This is a genomic window from Sedimentitalea sediminis (assembly GCF_042687825.1).
GTDB lineage: Bacteria > Pseudomonadota > Alphaproteobacteria > Rhodobacterales > Rhodobacteraceae > Sedimentitalea.
The window spans coordinates 1-14,877 of sequence record NZ_JBHUQE010000017.1; the positions used below are offsets into that span (position 1 = coordinate 1).

A 14,877-nucleotide genomic window follows, 5' to 3' on the forward strand; every position below is an offset into this window, starting at 1 on the left:
ATACCAGATAAATAACGCGCAGCCGGTCTTCTTGTTTGACAAAGACGATGGCGCTGGCGCCCACTTTGCGGCACCGGGAGCAACGGCACGTTCCCAGCATCGACGGCTTTGCCGCCAGTTCGAATTTCACCGCCTTGCAACAACCTCTGGCCTGGATCATCCTGTTGACCGTCCCTGCCCGAAAACCGCCACACAGGAACATTATTCAATGTGCTATGGCGGGATCACGACACGGCCCCATTCCCACGCATTCTCAGTCGAATCGCGCGCAACCTGCCTCTTTTGCAGCCCCCGATAACAGGAAAGCTCTGTTTGGTTCTTTGCCCTTTCTCCACGGCGGTGATCACGTCGCAGGGAAAAACCGCTGTGGCCCGACTGCGGGCGGTGACTCTTTCACAAGAAAGAAACAGGACCGGAACAGGGGGCCGGATCACATGCAATGGCTGCAATAACGGAACGTGAGGCGCCGTGGCTCTACCTACAGACCGAACGACGGCCGGCTGGCACCGGAAGGACCGGCAATGTGATGTTGCAAGCCCTGACGCACGATGTCTCCGACATTGGCGCAATGGCCGGTCGGGAAAAATACCCCTGACCCAAAACCGGCAGCCCCTGTCGCGCCTGCGGATGGCTGGAAACTCTCGTTGCATCCCGCAGGACGAACGGCCCTTCATCTTGCACACCAGGCCGCTGGCCACCGCCTTGGGCGGCACCGAGACGAACACATGCACATGAACGCTCGACAGCTCTCCACGCAGGACCGCCGCCTTTTCTCATCGGACTTCAGGCAGGGCGAAAACCGCCAAGGGCGTGGCTTTGCAAGACCGCTATTTCAGGCGCACTGTCGCCCGGTCTGACCGACCCTCGCCATCGATCACGACCAGCGTGGAAAATCCGCGTCCGGGGCTGGGAATGTCAAACTCGGCCCGGCGCTGGAGGGTGGCCACGGGGCGCCCGTCGGCAAGCACCAGATAGGGCGGTGCGCCGCCGCGCAGCTTGATCGTCACCGGCCCGCCCGCAAGAGCCAGCACCGCGCCGTCGGGCGGAAACAACAGCTGTGGCGCATCCGGGGAAGCGGTCTCGGGTGTGTTGCGCGGGCGAAACCGCCGCAGCGGCGGCGGCAGATCGGCGGTAGCCGCAATCAGCGTCGCGGGCGGTGGCGGCGGCAGCGGTGCGGTCCGAGGTTTCAGGCGGCCAAAGGCCTGAAACAGCACCGGCGCCGCCAGCTCGCCGCCAAAGGCGCCGGGCACCGGCGTACCGTCGGCACGGCCCATCCAGACCCCGATCACATGTTGCCCGTCATAGCCGATGGCCCAGGCATCCCGGTGGCCATAGGAGGTACCCGTCTTATAGGCCAGCATCCCGGCCGGCGCGCCCGGCGGCGGCGCAAGTCCGGACAGGATGTCGCCGACCTGCCAGGCCGCCACCTCCGACATCAGCCGCTGCCCGGTTTGCAATGTCGCCGCCTGCCGCGCCCGCAGCATCGGCCCCTGCCCGCCCTGTGCCAGAGCCGCATAGAGCTGGACCAGATCGTGCAGGCTGACGCCCACCCCGCCCAGCGAGATCGCCAGCCCCGGCCGTCCCCCGGGCAGGCGCGGCGCGGCCCCGGAGCGGCGCAGCGCCGCCATGATCCGCGCCGGTCCCAGGTCACGGGTCAACTTGACCACGGGGATGTTCAGCGACTGCTGCAGCGCTTCGCGCACCCGGATATCACCCCGAAACCGGCCATCGAAATTGGCCGGCGCATAGCGGCCAAAAGTGACCGGCGCGTCGCGGATCAGACTTTCGGGATGCACAAGCCCCTGATCAAAGGCCAGCCCGTAGATCAACGGTTTCAGGGTCGATCCCGGCGAACGGATCGCCCGGGTCATGTCGACATATCCCTGCCGCCCGCCGCTGGCGGCATAAGCGGGCGAGCCGACCGAGGCGACGATCTGGCCAGTGTGATGGTCCACCGCCACCAGCGCTGCCGACAGGCGCGGCCCGGCCTCGGCGGCGGCTTCGGCCAGCAGTCTGCGCAATGCGGCCTGTATCGGCGCCCGCAACGTCAGATCATGACGCCGCACCGCCGGGTTCGCCGCCCGGATCCGGTCGCTCAGATGCGCGGCCAGCTGCGGAAAGGCCCGCATGCGGTGCGGCAGCGGCGCCCGCGCGGCGATGGCGGCCTGCCCCGGCGGCAATACCCCATGGCCCGCCAGTCGCGCCAGCACCCGGTCGCGCGCCGCACGCGCCGTGCCCGGGTGGCGGTCGGGCCGGCGGGTTTCCGGCGATTGCGGCAAGGCCACCAGCAGCGCCGATTGCGCCGCCGTCAGGCGCCGCGGCTCTTTGCCGAACCAGGCCAGGCTGGCGGCGCGGATGCCTTCGAGATTGCCGCCAAAGGGCGCGTGCGTCAGGTACAGCGTCAGGATCCGGCGCTTGTCCAGCCGTCGTTCCAGCGCCAGCGCCAGGCGGATCTGGCGCAGCTTGCCGGCCCATCTGCCGGTGCTGCCATCCTCAAGCAGCCGCGCCACCTGCATCGTCAGGGTCGAGCCGCCGGAGACCGCGCGTCCGGTGCGCAGCGCCTGCCACGCGGCCCGCAGCATCGCCACCGGATCGACACCCCGGTGCTGCCAGAAGCGTTTGTCCTCATAGCGCAGCAGCATCCGCAGGTAACCGGCATCGACCGCCGATAGCTGCGGGGCCAGCCGCCAGACCCCGTCCTGCACCGTATAGGCCCGCAGCAGAACACCGTCGCGGTCGCGAGACTCGGTCGAGGTTTCGGCCGCGATCGGCGGCAGAACCGTGGCGTCGATCCAGGCATCGGCGGCATCGCGCACCAGCGCCGCCGCGAACAGCAGCCCGCTCAGCGCGATCAGCGCGCCGCGCCTCATTCGGTGACCAGCATGCGCCCGGTCGCCGTGCGGGCGCGATAGCGCGGACGGTACATGTCCTGGACCGACGCCGCCGGGTGATGATAGCGGCCCGGTGTCACCGCCCGGGCGATATAGGCCAGCGTTACGCTATCCGCCCCGCGCAGATCGACGGCGGCAACAAAGCGGTCGCTGCGAAACTCGGCATGTTCCGCCACCGATGGGGTCAGCCAGTCCAGCGCCCGCACATCACCGGCCCGCAGCAGATTGGGGTTGTCGATCTCGACCCCGGCGGGCAGCGGATCGTCGATGATCAGCCGGGCGGCGGATTTTTCGACCGGTGTCACGCGCAGAACCGTGACCACCCGGTCACCGACCGCCAGAGCATTGCCGTCCACAGGTGCGCCCTGCAGCGTGTAATAGCTGCGGCTGATCGCATAGCCTGTACCCCCCGCCTCGGGCGCGATCAGAGGCACGCCAAGCGTCGTCAGCGTGATCTCTGTGGCCTGCCCGTCCGCCGCGCGGATCGCCAGATTTCGCGGCGGGCTTGACCTGTGCACCACCTCGACAAACGGGCCGGTGGCCGGCTGTCCATCGACCAGCAGGCCCGACCCGCCCGGTGCGGCCACCAGCGCCTGTGCGGCCAGCAGCGACCAGGCCGCCTCCTGCGTGGACAGAGGCGCATCGGCGCGGCCGATCCGATCGCTCAGCCGGTCGGTATCGATGGTCTGGCTGCCGGCCTCGGCGGCCAGCGCCAGCACCCCGGCGGCATCGCGCAGCCCGGTGCCGTAATCGCTGCGCCAGCGGTGCGGCTCGGCCTTTTGCGCCTCGATCATCCGCCCGGCGCGGGCAAACATGGCATCGGCCCGCACCGGATCGCCGTAGAACGCCAGCGCCGCCCCCAGCTGTGCCGCCGCCAGCGGCGTGGCAAAGGCCTGGGCCTTGACGTCGGCATAATAGCGCAGATCGCCCATCGCCGCCTGGCCCTCGCGGGCGAGCACCATCAGCCCATAGGCGATATCCTCGCCACCGCTGTCGAAATCCGGCGCATAGTTGATACGGTTGCGCAGGTTGTCCAGCGCCTGTCCAAAGGCGCGGGCCGGCACGGCATGCCCCTGCGCGCGGGCCCGGCTGAGAAAGTCGGTGACATAGGCATCCAGCCAGAAATCGCCCGGCTCCGCCCGCCACAGGCCAAAAGCGCCATTGGCGGCCTGTCGCGTCAGCACCCGGGCGATCGCCGCCTCCAGTCGCGCCGCGACGCGGGGGCCGTCGCCCAGCCCTGCCGCCTGCGCCACAGAGGACAGGTAGAGCAGCGGCAAAGCCTGCGATGTCACCTGTTCGGTGCAGCCATAGGGATAGCGGTCGAGCATCGCCAGCAGACCTGGTGCGTCGAATTTCGCCAGCGGCCCGGCGGACAGCAGCGCCTTGCCGGTGCCCGGCCGCAGATCGGCCAGAACATCGCCGCTAAAGGCAAAGGTGCCGCCCGGGTCCAGCGCAAAGCGTCGGGTCCGCGCCACCACCGGGTCGTTGCTGCGCACCGGTACCGTCAGGCTTTGGCGCAATGCCCGCCCGTCGGGCGTGGTCAGGACCAGTTCGACCGCAGAATCGCCGACCGTCACGGCGGTGATCGGCACCTCGAACACCGCCTTGCCGCCTGCTGCCAGTTCGAACGCATCAGGCGCGGCCCCAAGGCGCAAAACCGCGTCATCCGCGGCCAGCGCCAGCCGCATCGCACCCGCCGGACCATCGGCATGGCGCACGTCCAGCCGAATGCGGCTGCTATCGCCGGGCGCCAGGAAAGTCGGCAGGCTGGCGGTCACCACCACGGGATCGCGCACCACCATGTCGGCCTCGGCCTGCCCGACCGCCGAGCGCGACCAGGCCACGGCCATCAGCCGCACCGTGCCGTTGAAGGCCGGCAGATCGATATTCACAAAGGTCTCGCCCTCCGGGCCGACCTGCACCGGCCCGCTGAATGTCGCCATCAGCGCCTGAGTGGGCGGCGGCGACTGCAGCCGCATCGCCGCGCCGACATCGCCCCCCGAACGCACCGCGCCCAGCGCGCCGTTCATACCATCGATGAGACGGCCATAGACGTCGCGCAGCTCCATCCCCAGCCGGCGCTGGCCGAAATAGTGGCCGCTGGGGTCGGGGCTGGCAAAGCCGGTCAGGTTGAGAATGCCCAGATCGACGGCGGCCAGGGTCAGCCAGACCTCTTCGCCCGCAGCGGCGCCGGTGACCGCGATCCTTGCGCGCTGGGTCTGGCGCGGTTCGGCCACATCCGGCACGTCGATGGCCACCTGCAGCCGTTTTCCGACCGGCTCGATCCGGGCATGGACCAGACCAAGCGCGCGGGTCGGGTTCTGCCCCGCGGCCGCGTCCATCGGCCGGATCACCGCAGCGCTGACATAGGCGCCGGTGCCCCAATCGGCGGTGACCGGCAGCGGAATCACCGTTTCCCCGGCCTCGACCGCCACCTCTTGGCGGTGGATCAGACGATGCGACATCACCGCCACCTGCGCCATACCGGCGGTGCCGGCCACGATGCGCAACCGCGCCGTGTCGCCGGGGCGATAGCTGTCGCGGTCCAGCGACATTTGCAGCCGGTCAGGCGTGGAGGACGCATCCGCCGGGGCATACCAGCCGGCATGGAACGACACCGACGTCGCGGCATAGTCGCCATCCAGCCGTTCGACCAGCAATTCGTATTCGCCCCATTCAACCGGCTGGTTCAGCGTCAGCGGGCCGTTCAGCGTCGCCTCTCCGGTGGCGATGCGGCTGCGCCGGGTCGTCGGCTCCCAGTTCCAGTTGCCATAGAGCTGATACCACTGATACCGGGTTTCGACGCGATTCAGCGTCCAGCGCACCCGCAGCGGCAGCGGCGCCAGATCCGGCGCCAGCCCGATCACCTGGAACCCGGCCTCGCCGCCCTCGGGCACCATCCCGTCAAACAGCGGCTTGACGCCGATCACCGCCGTGCCGGGCTGCACCGGTGCGGTCAGCTGACGCTCGACAGGCCGGGCCGAGCCATCGGACAGCCGCGCCGTCACCGTCAATTGCATGGGCCGGCCAGCCGGTTCGGCTTGCGGCAGGTCCAGCGCCACGCCGGCCTGTCCGCGCGCATCGGTGCGCTGACCGGAAAACCCCTGGCTGACCGTCCGTCCCGGCGCGTCGTGGCGGCCAAAGCGGTACCCCGGCCATGCCGCCAGAGTGTCCGCCGGGCGCAGGCTGACCTCGCCCTCGATGGCCAGATCGGCGCCCGGCGCGCCAAAGAGATACCGCGCCGCGATCCGCAGAACCGGGCGGTCGGTCGGACGCAGCGCCGCGTCGGGCAGCGCCAGATCGAAATCGATCCGTTCCGGCAGAAAATCCTCGACCAGCAGGCTCTGGCTGGCCAGGGCCGGCGCCTTGGGGTCGCTCTTGATCTGCAACCGCCAGGTGCCGCGCGGGGCATCGGCGCCGATGGGCAGGGCAAAGACATGGCCTCCGCCTACACCGCCATCCGTCACCCGGCGCAGATATTCCACCCCATCCGGCCGGCTGAGTACCGCGATCAACGGCAGACCCTCGATGGCCACCGCGTCGCCATCGCGCGCCAGGGCGGTGACATGCACCGTCTCGCCCGCGCGATAGGCGCCGCGATCGGTGGTCAGGAAGACATCCACCGGCCCCGCCGCCGGACGCCCGGCCACGCCACGGTCGGACAGATCAAAAGCCGGATCGGTCAGCGACAAAAAGCCGATATCCGCGTCGGCCTGCTCGGCCAGCAACAGGGCGGGCGCCGCGCCGCCGGTGCCGCGCGACAGGCCCGGCGGGAAATGCGCCTGGCCCTGATTGTCGGTGACCGCGCGCCCCAATACCGCGTTGGCGCGCGACACCAGCGTCACCGCCACCCCGGCGCGGGGCCGGGCATCCGCCAGCCCCCGCACCGTCACATGCATCCCGTCGCTGCCGGACAGGCTGCTGATACCCAAATCGGACAGCACGAACCATTGCGTTGCGCCCGGATCATCATAGGGATCGGCCCCGGGCACCCGCGCGGTCAGCGCATAGATGCCCGCCGGGCGGCCGGCGATGGCCGCAGACATCGGCAAGCGCGTTGTCACCGCGCGATTCAGCGTGTTGCCGACCGTCGCGCTGCCGGTCCAGATCTCTTCGGCGATTTCACCTGCAAAGGTCTGCTCTTGCCATTGCGACAGCGGCCGCCCGAAATAACCGTCCTGGACCGCGCGCAACAAGTTGCGGTCGCTGATCCGGCGCAGGCGCAGCTCGACCCGGTCAAGATTGACGGTTTCGATCGGCAGCGCCGCATCCGCCGATCTGGGCAGCACATAGGCGCGACCAGGAAAACGCACCAACGGCCCGCGATCACGCACGTAATGCGTCAGTTCGACATCTTCGGCCAAGGCTTCGCCGCTGGCGGCGGGCAGGCCGGCGCGCAGCGTGACGCGATAGCGCTTGCCGTGTTCGACCCCATCGATACACAGCTGCGACCCCTCGGCCTGAACCACCAGCCCGGCGGCGGGCATTTGTACAAAAGGTTCGTAATCCACGCCCGCCCGCACCAAAGGTTCCGAGAATTCCGCGCAGATGCGCGGCGCTGCACTGTCGCTTTCCACCGTGCTGTTTTGCACCCGAAAGCCGTACTTTCCCACGGCCCGGCGCAGCGCCTCGGCGGTGTCGGCCCGTGGCGCGGTGCTCTGCGCCAGACGCAGCGCCGGGATCGAGTCGCGGCCCCGCCCCAGCCGCTGCAACGCCGGCGCCAGCAGGCGCAGCGCGTCGGCCTGGCTGTCAGGGTCCAGTGCCCGCAGATAGGCATTGATCGCCGCCCCGGCGGCCCGTTCGGCGAGGCGCCGCGCCGCGTCGGAGCGGTCGCTGTGCACCGCCAGCAACGACTCGGCATAGTCGGCCCAATCCGCCGCGCCATCGCTCAGCACCGTTGCAACCCCGGCCCATGCCGCCGCCTGTTCACGTCGCCCGGCCGCGCGCCGGGCCTGTGCGGTGTCGCGTGCAAGTTTGGCATCTGCGCCACCCGCGGCATGACGCAGCCCCAGGTCGCGGGCCTGAATTGCGGCGGCATCCAGCATCGCATCCCCGAGAAACGCCAACTGGTCCCGGCGCGCCGATGCCGATCGCAGAACCGTCCCATCCGTCGCCGTCTTGATCGCCGAGATCGCCCCCGGATAGGCGCTTTGGCGCTCGACCGCGCGCTTTGGAAAACAGGCACTTGCGCGCGAATTGAAGGTAAAGCCGGTGCAATCCGGGTTGAGTGTGCAGGCCCGCGCGCAGCGGGTCAGATCGGTCTCAAACAGCGGCTCGAGATCGCGGCCGTGAAAATCCGTGTCGCGGGTCGTGACATAGCGGTAATCGGGTACGGCCGGTTCCGCCGACACCGCGATGGCGGTGACCGCCCAGACAAACACGCAAACCGCAAACCTCAGACCCATCGCCGGCATATCCGCCTCCTGCTTTTGCCAAAACCGTGCCATGCGCCGCGCATCGCATGCAAGGATTCGCATAACCAGCGGGACTTTAAGCACTTGTTCACCCCACCGTCCGATGCTGCCGCTACCAACTGCCCCTCTGGGCTAACTGCGGAGCCTGCACGCATGAGCCTTGCCAACAAGCTTGCCGAGGAACGGCGCTCGCGCCTTGCCGCCGAGCGTTTGCTGGAATTGAAACAGGCCGAATTGTCGGCCGCCAACCGAAAACTCGGGCGCCACGCGCTGGCCCTGACCCGTCAGATTGACGAGACCCAGGCCGAGGTGGCGACGGTCCGGGACGAGAACGAAAAGGTAAAATCCGACCTGTCGGTCGCCCATCAGAAGATAGAAATCGCAGAGCGCCGCCTGTGGCATTCGATCCAGACGATCCAGGACGGGTTCGCTTTTTTCGACGCCGACAGCCTGCTGATCGGGGCCAATACCTCGTATTTCAACGCCTTTGACGGGCTCGAAGAGGTCGCGCCTGGCGTCAACTACATGCGCATTCTGCAGATCATGACCGACGAGGGACTGGTCAATACCCAGAACCTGACGCCGGATGAATGGCGCGCGATGATGACCGAACGCTGGCTGCATCCCAATCCCGACCCCATCGTCATCCGCATGTGGAACAATCAGTACATCAAGCTGATCGACCAGCGCGGAAATGGCGGTGACGTGGTCAGCCTGGCCCTGAATATCACTCCGACCGTGCGATACGAAGCCCAGTTGAAGAAGGCCCGGCAAAAGGCCGAATCCGCAAACCGCGCAAAATCTGCCTTTCTGGCCAACATGAGCCACGAGATCCGCACCCCGATGAACGGTGTGGTCGGCATGGCCGACCTGTTGACCGACACGCCGCTGGACGAAGAACAGCGCCTCTATGTCAACACCATCAAAAGCTCGGGCGAAGCGCTGCTGGTGATCATCAACGACGTCCTGGACTATTCCAAGATCGAGGCCGACAAGCTGGTCCTGCATCCCGAGGAATTCGATCTGGAACGCTGTGTGCACGAGGTGGTGATGCTGCTGCAGCCGATCGCACGCGACAAGGGGCTGCCGCTGCTCATCGACTACGACCTGTTCCTGCCGACACGCTTTGTCGGTGATCCCGGGCGCATCCGGCAGGTGCTGACAAATCTGGTGGGCAATGCGCTGAAATTCACTTTGCAGGGCCATGTAATGATCCGCATCACAGGCGTGCCGCATCAGGGCGGTCAGGCCAGCGCGATCCATGTCTCGATCGAGGATACCGGCATCGGCATCCCGGAAAGCAAGGTCAATCACATCTTCGGCGAATTCAACCAGGTCGAAGACGAGCAGAACCGCCAGTTCGAGGGCACCGGACTGGGTCTGGCGATCAGCAAGCGGCTGATCACCATGATGGGCGGCGACATCTGGGTCGAAAGCGAAGAAGGCAAGGGCTCGTGCTTTGGTTTCCGAATGCCGCTGAACCTGGCCGGGGGCGAGCAGCCCGCACCGCCGCAACTGCCTGAAAGCTTGCGGCATGTGATGGTGGTCGACGATCATCCGACCAACCGTGCAATATTGGAAAAGCAGATGACGCAGTTGGGTGTCAAGGTAACCAGCTGCGCGTCGGGCGCCGAGGCGCTGCAATCGATGAGCGCCGATATCGACCTGATCCTGAGCGATCACAACATGCCAGACATGGACGGGCTGGAACTGGTCGAGGAATTGCGCCGGGCCAACTGGTCAGAGGTGCCGTTCGTCCTGATCAGTTCCAGCGCCGGATTTGCCCAGAACGACCCGTCCTTCCGCTATGTTCAGGGACTGTTGCAAAAACCCTTTCCGCGTCTCGAGCTGCTTGCGCGCCTGGCCGACATCATGCCCCCCGGCACGGACAGCGGCACCGCCGACTTGGTCGCTCAACCCGCCGCCAGCCCCGCCATCCCGGCGCCCGGCGTGCCTGTAGCGCCGACGGAACCGGCGGCATCGGCGGACCCTGTCGCACCGCGTGACATGCCCGCGGGTGACGACGCGCCGCCCTTGCGCTTTCGGCGGCCTGCCGCGCGGCTGCATATCGTCGCTGACAGCGGACAGGATACCGCCCCGGAGGCCGAAACGGCCCCGGCCGAGACGCCCGACGCGCCGGCCGACAGCCCTGCCGCCGCCCCCGCGCAGCGCCGCATGCGGGTGCTGGCCGCCGAAGACAACCGGACCAACCAACTGGTGTTGCGCAAGATGCTCAAGGATCTGAATATCGAGCTTGAGATCGCCAATAACGGTATCGAGGCGGTCCAGGCCTTTGGCGCGTTTCAGCCGGACATGATCTTTATGGACATTTCGATGCCCAAGATGGACGGCAAAGAGGCGACTCGGGAAATTCGAAAACTGGAAAAGGACGGTGCGAGTCACGTGCCTATCGTGGCCCTGACCGCGCATGCACTGGACGGCGATTCCGACGAGATTCTGGCCGAAGGTCTGGACTATTTCATGACCAAGCCGCTGCGCAAGGTGGCGATTCACGACCGGATCGCCCAGTGCCGTCCCGCAGAGACCCAGCCCTTGACCCTGCCCGATCCCTCCTCTGCCCCCGCCTCCGGCGCCTGAACACGCGGTGCAACCCGGCACAGCGCCGTCCGTCAGGCCACCTGGTCGCTGGCGGTCGCGTCGCGCCGCAGAAACACCGGCGCATCGGGTCGGGACAGTTCCGGCTGAAAGGCATAGCCGCCCGTGTCGAACGCGCACAGGGACGCCGGATCGACCAGCCGGTTGCGGATGATGAACCGCGCCATCGCGCCACGCGCCTTTTTTGCGAAAAAGCTGACGATCTTGGGTCCGCCCGGTTTGTCCTCGTAAAAGACCGGCGTGATCACCCGCGGTTTCAGCACCCCCGGTGCGACGGCGCGAAAATATTCCTGACTGGCGCAATTGATCAGCACATCGGTACCGATCTCGGCGGCCTGCGCGTTCAGCGCCACCGCGATCTGGTCCCGCCAATATTCATACAGCGTCGCGCCGCGCCGGGTGCGCAGCCGGCTGCCCATCTCCAGCCGGTAGGGCTGGATCGCGTCCAGCGGGCGCAACAGGCCGTATAGACCCGAAAGGATGCGCAGATGATCCTGCGCCCAATCCAGTTCATCGGGTTCCAGAGACACGGCTTCGAGCCCCTGATAGGTGTCGCCGGCAAAGGCCAAGGCCGCCGGGCGGGTCGCCTCGGGCGCGGGCGCATCGGCAAAGGCGCGGAACCGGTCGCGGTTCAGCCGCGCCAGGTCCGGGCTGAGCGCCATCAGCCGGCGCAAATCGCCCAGCGTCAGGTTGCGCATGGTCCTTGCCAGCCGGACCGCGTCGGCCTGAAAAGCCGGCTCGGTCATTGCCACGTTGCGTTCTGCCCAGTCCAGCCGCTTGGCCGGAGAGATCACCACCAGCATGATTGTCCCCTTTTCTGCCGCGACCGGTCTAGCCTGCCGCGCGCAGCACGTCCAGAAAGGCGGCGGCGAACCGGTCGGCGCGGCGCTCGCCCAACAGCCGGCGCAGCCCGGTCTCGTCCTGGGGGTGCATCTGTGCGACCTTGGCCAGCAATGCCGCCGAGCAGCTGAGGGGCTTCTCGGTGCCATCCGGGCCGCGCGCCAGATCGGTCTGCACCGCCAGCAGCGAGTCAAACACCGACCCGGCCGCGCGCCCGGCCAGCTTGCGCCGGGCCGGATGCAGCGCTTGGGCGGCCCCGGTGATCACCTCGAGAAACAGCGCGCCATAGCGTTCCAGCTTTTTTGCCCCGACGCCGCCGATCCGGGCCATGGCATCCAGCGTGTCGGGGCGGGTTTCCGCCATCTCGATCAGCGTGCGGTCGGGAAAGATGACATAGGCCGGCACGCGCGCGGCCTCGGCCAGCGCCCGGCGCTTGGCCTTGAGGGCCGACAACAGCGGCGCGTCCTCGTCCGAGACCAGCGATTTTACCGCCGGGCGCCGCGCCGCCTTGCGGATCGTGTCGCGGCGCAGGCTGATTTCAGCCTCGCCACGCAGGATCGGGCGTGCCGCTTCGGTCATGCGCAGGGCACCGTGGCGCGCCGGATCGGGGCGCACCAGATCATGCCCCATCATCTGCCGGAACACCGCCTGCCATTGGCGTTTGTCAAACTCGGTGCCGCAGCCATAGGTGGGCAGTTGGTCGTGGCAGCGCGCCCGGATCTTGTCGGTATCCGCGCCGGTCAGGATGTCGATCAGATGCCCGGCACCGAACCATTCCTCGGTGCGCAGGATCGCCGACAGCGCCTTGCGCACGGCGATGGTGGCGTCAAACACGTCAGGCGGCGTGTCACAGAGATCGCAGTTGCCACAAGGGTCTGCGGTCTCGCCGAAATAGCCCAACAGGGTCTGCCGGCGGCATTTCAGCGCTTCGGCCAGACCCAGCAGCGCGTTCAGACGGCCATGATCCGCGCCGCGGCGTTCGGGCGGGGCCAGCCCCTCGTCGATCTGGGCGCGGCGCAGGCGGATATCATCGGCGCCGAACAGCGTCAGGGTTTCGGCCGGGGCGCCATCGCGCCCGGCCCGGCCGATCTCCTGGTAATAGGCCTCGATGCTCTTGGGCAGGTCGGCATGGGCGACCCAGCGGATATCGGGCTTGTCGATGCCCATGCCAAATGCCACGGTCGCCACCACGATCAGCCCGTCCTCGCGGGCAAAGCGGGTTTCGACGATGCGCCGGTCCTCGGCCTCCATGCCGCCATGATAGTGGCAGGTGCTGTGGCCGTCCTCGGCCAGCGCCCGGGCCAGGGTCTCGGTCTTTGCCCTTGTGCCGCAATAGACAATGCCGGACTGGCCGCGCCGGGCAGCGGCAAATTCCAGAATCTGCCGGCGCGGGCCGTTCTTTGCGGCAAAGGCCAGATGGATGTTGGGACGATCGAACCCGTGCAGGAATTGCCGCGGCGGCGTGCCGTCAAACAGCTTTTGCACGATCTCGTCGCGGGTTTCGGCATCGGCCGTGGCGGTAAAGGCGGCCAGCGGTACGTTCAGCGTCTTGCGCAATGAACCGATGCGCAGGTAATCCGGGCGGAAATCATGGCCCCACTGGCTGACGCAATGCGCCTCGTCCACGGCGATCAGTCCAACACCGGCGCGCCGCAACATGCCGCTGACCGACCCCGCCGCCAGACGTTCCGGCGCCATGTAAAGCAGTTTCAACTCGCCCCGGTCCAGCGCCTGCCAGACCGCATCGGTTTCCTCGGGCGTGTTGCCCGAGGTCAGCGCGCCGGCACAGACCCCGGCCTCTTGCAGCGCGCGCACCTGGTCGCGCATCAGCGCGATCAGCGGCGAGATTACCACCGTCACCCCGTCGCGCAGCAGCGCCGGCAATTGAAAACACAGGGATTTACCGCCCCCGGTGGGCATGATCGCCAGCACGTTTTCACCGGCGGCGACGGCCTGCACGATCTCGGCTTGGCCCGGGCGAAAGGCATCAAAGCCGAAAACGTCGCGCAAAAGCGGGGCAGCGTCCAGCATGCCGGTGGCCTCATTCAAGTTCTTGTCTGTCTGCTCTTGCCGGGCACAGTCTCACACCCGGATTTGCGGAACAAGACCCGTTGGATTCCGGTCGGCGACGCGTGGGGTGCGGATCAGTAGAATGCGCCCATGTTGTTGACCAGGATGATGCGCAGGGCAAAGACCCCCAGCAGGACCACCAGCGGCGCCAGGTCCAGCCCCTGCATCGGCGGCAGGATGCGGCGCACCGGGGCATAGAGCGGTTCGAGAATACGTTGCAGCGCGTTCCAGATCTGCGCCACCAGCGGCTGGCGCAGGTTCAGAACCTGAAAATTGATCAACCAGCTCATGATCACGTGAGCGATGATAAAGAACCAGACCACGTCCAGGATCAGCATCAGGATTTGAAACAGCGACTGCATGGGCATCCTCATTTGTTGTCGCTCTCACCTAAGGTCCTGCCGGCCAAAGGGCAAGCCTGCCGCAAGGTTGCGGTTGACGTGCCCGGCGGGGTGGCGACACAGAAGGCACGACAAGAGGAGAGTGCCATGTTTCCTGTCTTTCGCCTGATAAAGGACATGCTGATCGCCCGTCGCCAGCCGCCGCTGCCCCTGACCGGCACGCATGTATCCCGGCACATCTGCTGGCCCTGGGATCTGGATCTGTGGATGGAGCTGAACAACGGCCGGGCGATGACCCTGTACGACCTGGGGCGCAGCATGAACGCCCAGCGGGTCGGGTTGGTCCGGGCGGTGACGCAAAACCGCTGGGGCATGACCATGGCCGGCAGCAGCGTGCGGTTCCGCCGGCGCATCCGGGGCTTTGAACGGTTCGAGATGCGCAGCCGCGCGGTGTGCTGGGACGACCGGTTCCTCTATCTGGAACAGACGATGTGGAAACGCAGCGGCGAATGCGCCAGCCACGTATTGTTCCGCGCCGCGGTGACCGATCGGAACGGCATCGTTCCGATCGACCGGGTACTGGCGGCAATGGGCCGGTCCGGGGCGCAGTCGCCCGAGATGCCGGACTGGATCGCCGGCTGGTGCCACGCCGATGCCGGCCGTCCCTGGCCACCGATGCAGGACGCGCTTGATTGACGCAGCAAA

9 protein-coding genes are annotated in these 14,877 nt (G+C 67.3%); 2 read left to right on the top strand and 7 right to left on the bottom strand.

All coding sequences use genetic code 11. From position 1 onward, the window contains the following. The 4 genes from ACFMPD_RS17620 to ACFMPD_RS13370 form a co-directional block, all read right to left on the bottom strand. A partial coding sequence (locus ACFMPD_RS17620; protein ID WP_476463240.1) for a GFA family protein occupies positions 1 to 202 on the bottom strand: 202 nt, incomplete at its 3' end. 22 nt (positions 203 to 224) lie between these two features. Beyond that, positions 225 to 731 carry a transposase gene (locus ACFMPD_RS13360; RefSeq protein WP_380995216.1) on the bottom strand — a complete coding sequence of 169 codons (507 nt, stop codon included), beginning with the start codon at positions 729 to 731 and terminating at the stop codon, positions 225 to 227. A gap of 96 nt (positions 732 to 827) precedes the next feature. Further along, positions 828 to 2,870, bottom strand: coding sequence for a penicillin-binding protein 1C (gene pbpC, locus ACFMPD_RS13365; RefSeq protein ID WP_380995219.1), 2,043 nt, complete (start codon positions 2,868 to 2,870; stop codon positions 828 to 830). Then, on the bottom strand, positions 2,867 to 8,296 hold the full coding sequence (locus ACFMPD_RS13370) for an alpha-2-macroglobulin family protein (protein WP_380995372.1): 5,430 nt from the start codon (positions 8,294 to 8,296) through the stop codon (positions 2,867 to 2,869). The genes pbpC and ACFMPD_RS13370 overlap by 4 nt, the downstream gene beginning before the upstream one ends. A 162-nt stretch (positions 8,297 to 8,458) precedes the next feature. Between ACFMPD_RS13370 and ACFMPD_RS13375 the strand changes: the two genes are divergently transcribed. Next, positions 8,459 to 10,903: a response regulator gene (locus ACFMPD_RS13375; RefSeq protein ID WP_380995221.1), complete on the top strand. Its 2,445-nt coding sequence runs from the start codon at positions 8,459 to 8,461 to the stop codon at positions 10,901 to 10,903. A gap of 32 nt (positions 10,904 to 10,935) precedes the next feature. Here the strand turns inward: ACFMPD_RS13375 and yaaA are convergent, their stop codons facing one another. The 3 genes from yaaA to ACFMPD_RS13390 all read right to left on the bottom strand — a co-directional run bounded on the left by yaaA (position 10,936) and on the right by ACFMPD_RS13390 (position 14,193). After that, positions 10,936 to 11,724, bottom strand: coding sequence for a peroxide stress protein YaaA (yaaA, locus tag ACFMPD_RS13380; RefSeq protein WP_380995223.1), 789 nt, complete (start codon positions 11,722 to 11,724; stop codon positions 10,936 to 10,938). Positions 11,725 to 11,752: 28 nt separating this feature from the next. After that, positions 11,753 to 13,792: a DNA helicase RecQ gene (gene recQ, locus ACFMPD_RS13385; RefSeq protein WP_380995226.1), complete on the bottom strand. Its 2,040-nt coding sequence runs from the start codon at positions 13,790 to 13,792 to the stop codon at positions 11,753 to 11,755. Between the two features lie 113 nt (positions 13,793 to 13,905). Next, positions 13,906 to 14,193, bottom strand: a complete 288-nt coding sequence (locus ACFMPD_RS13390; protein ID WP_380995375.1) for a YggT family protein — start codon at positions 14,191 to 14,193, stop codon at positions 13,906 to 13,908. A gap of 126 nt (positions 14,194 to 14,319) precedes the next feature. Between ACFMPD_RS13390 and ACFMPD_RS13395 the strand changes: the two genes are divergently transcribed. Beyond that, a complete protein-coding gene (locus ACFMPD_RS13395; protein WP_380995228.1) occupies positions 14,320 to 14,868 on the top strand; it encodes an acyl-CoA thioesterase in 549 nt (182 codons plus the stop codon). Positions 14,869 to 14,877: the final 9 nt, after the last annotated feature.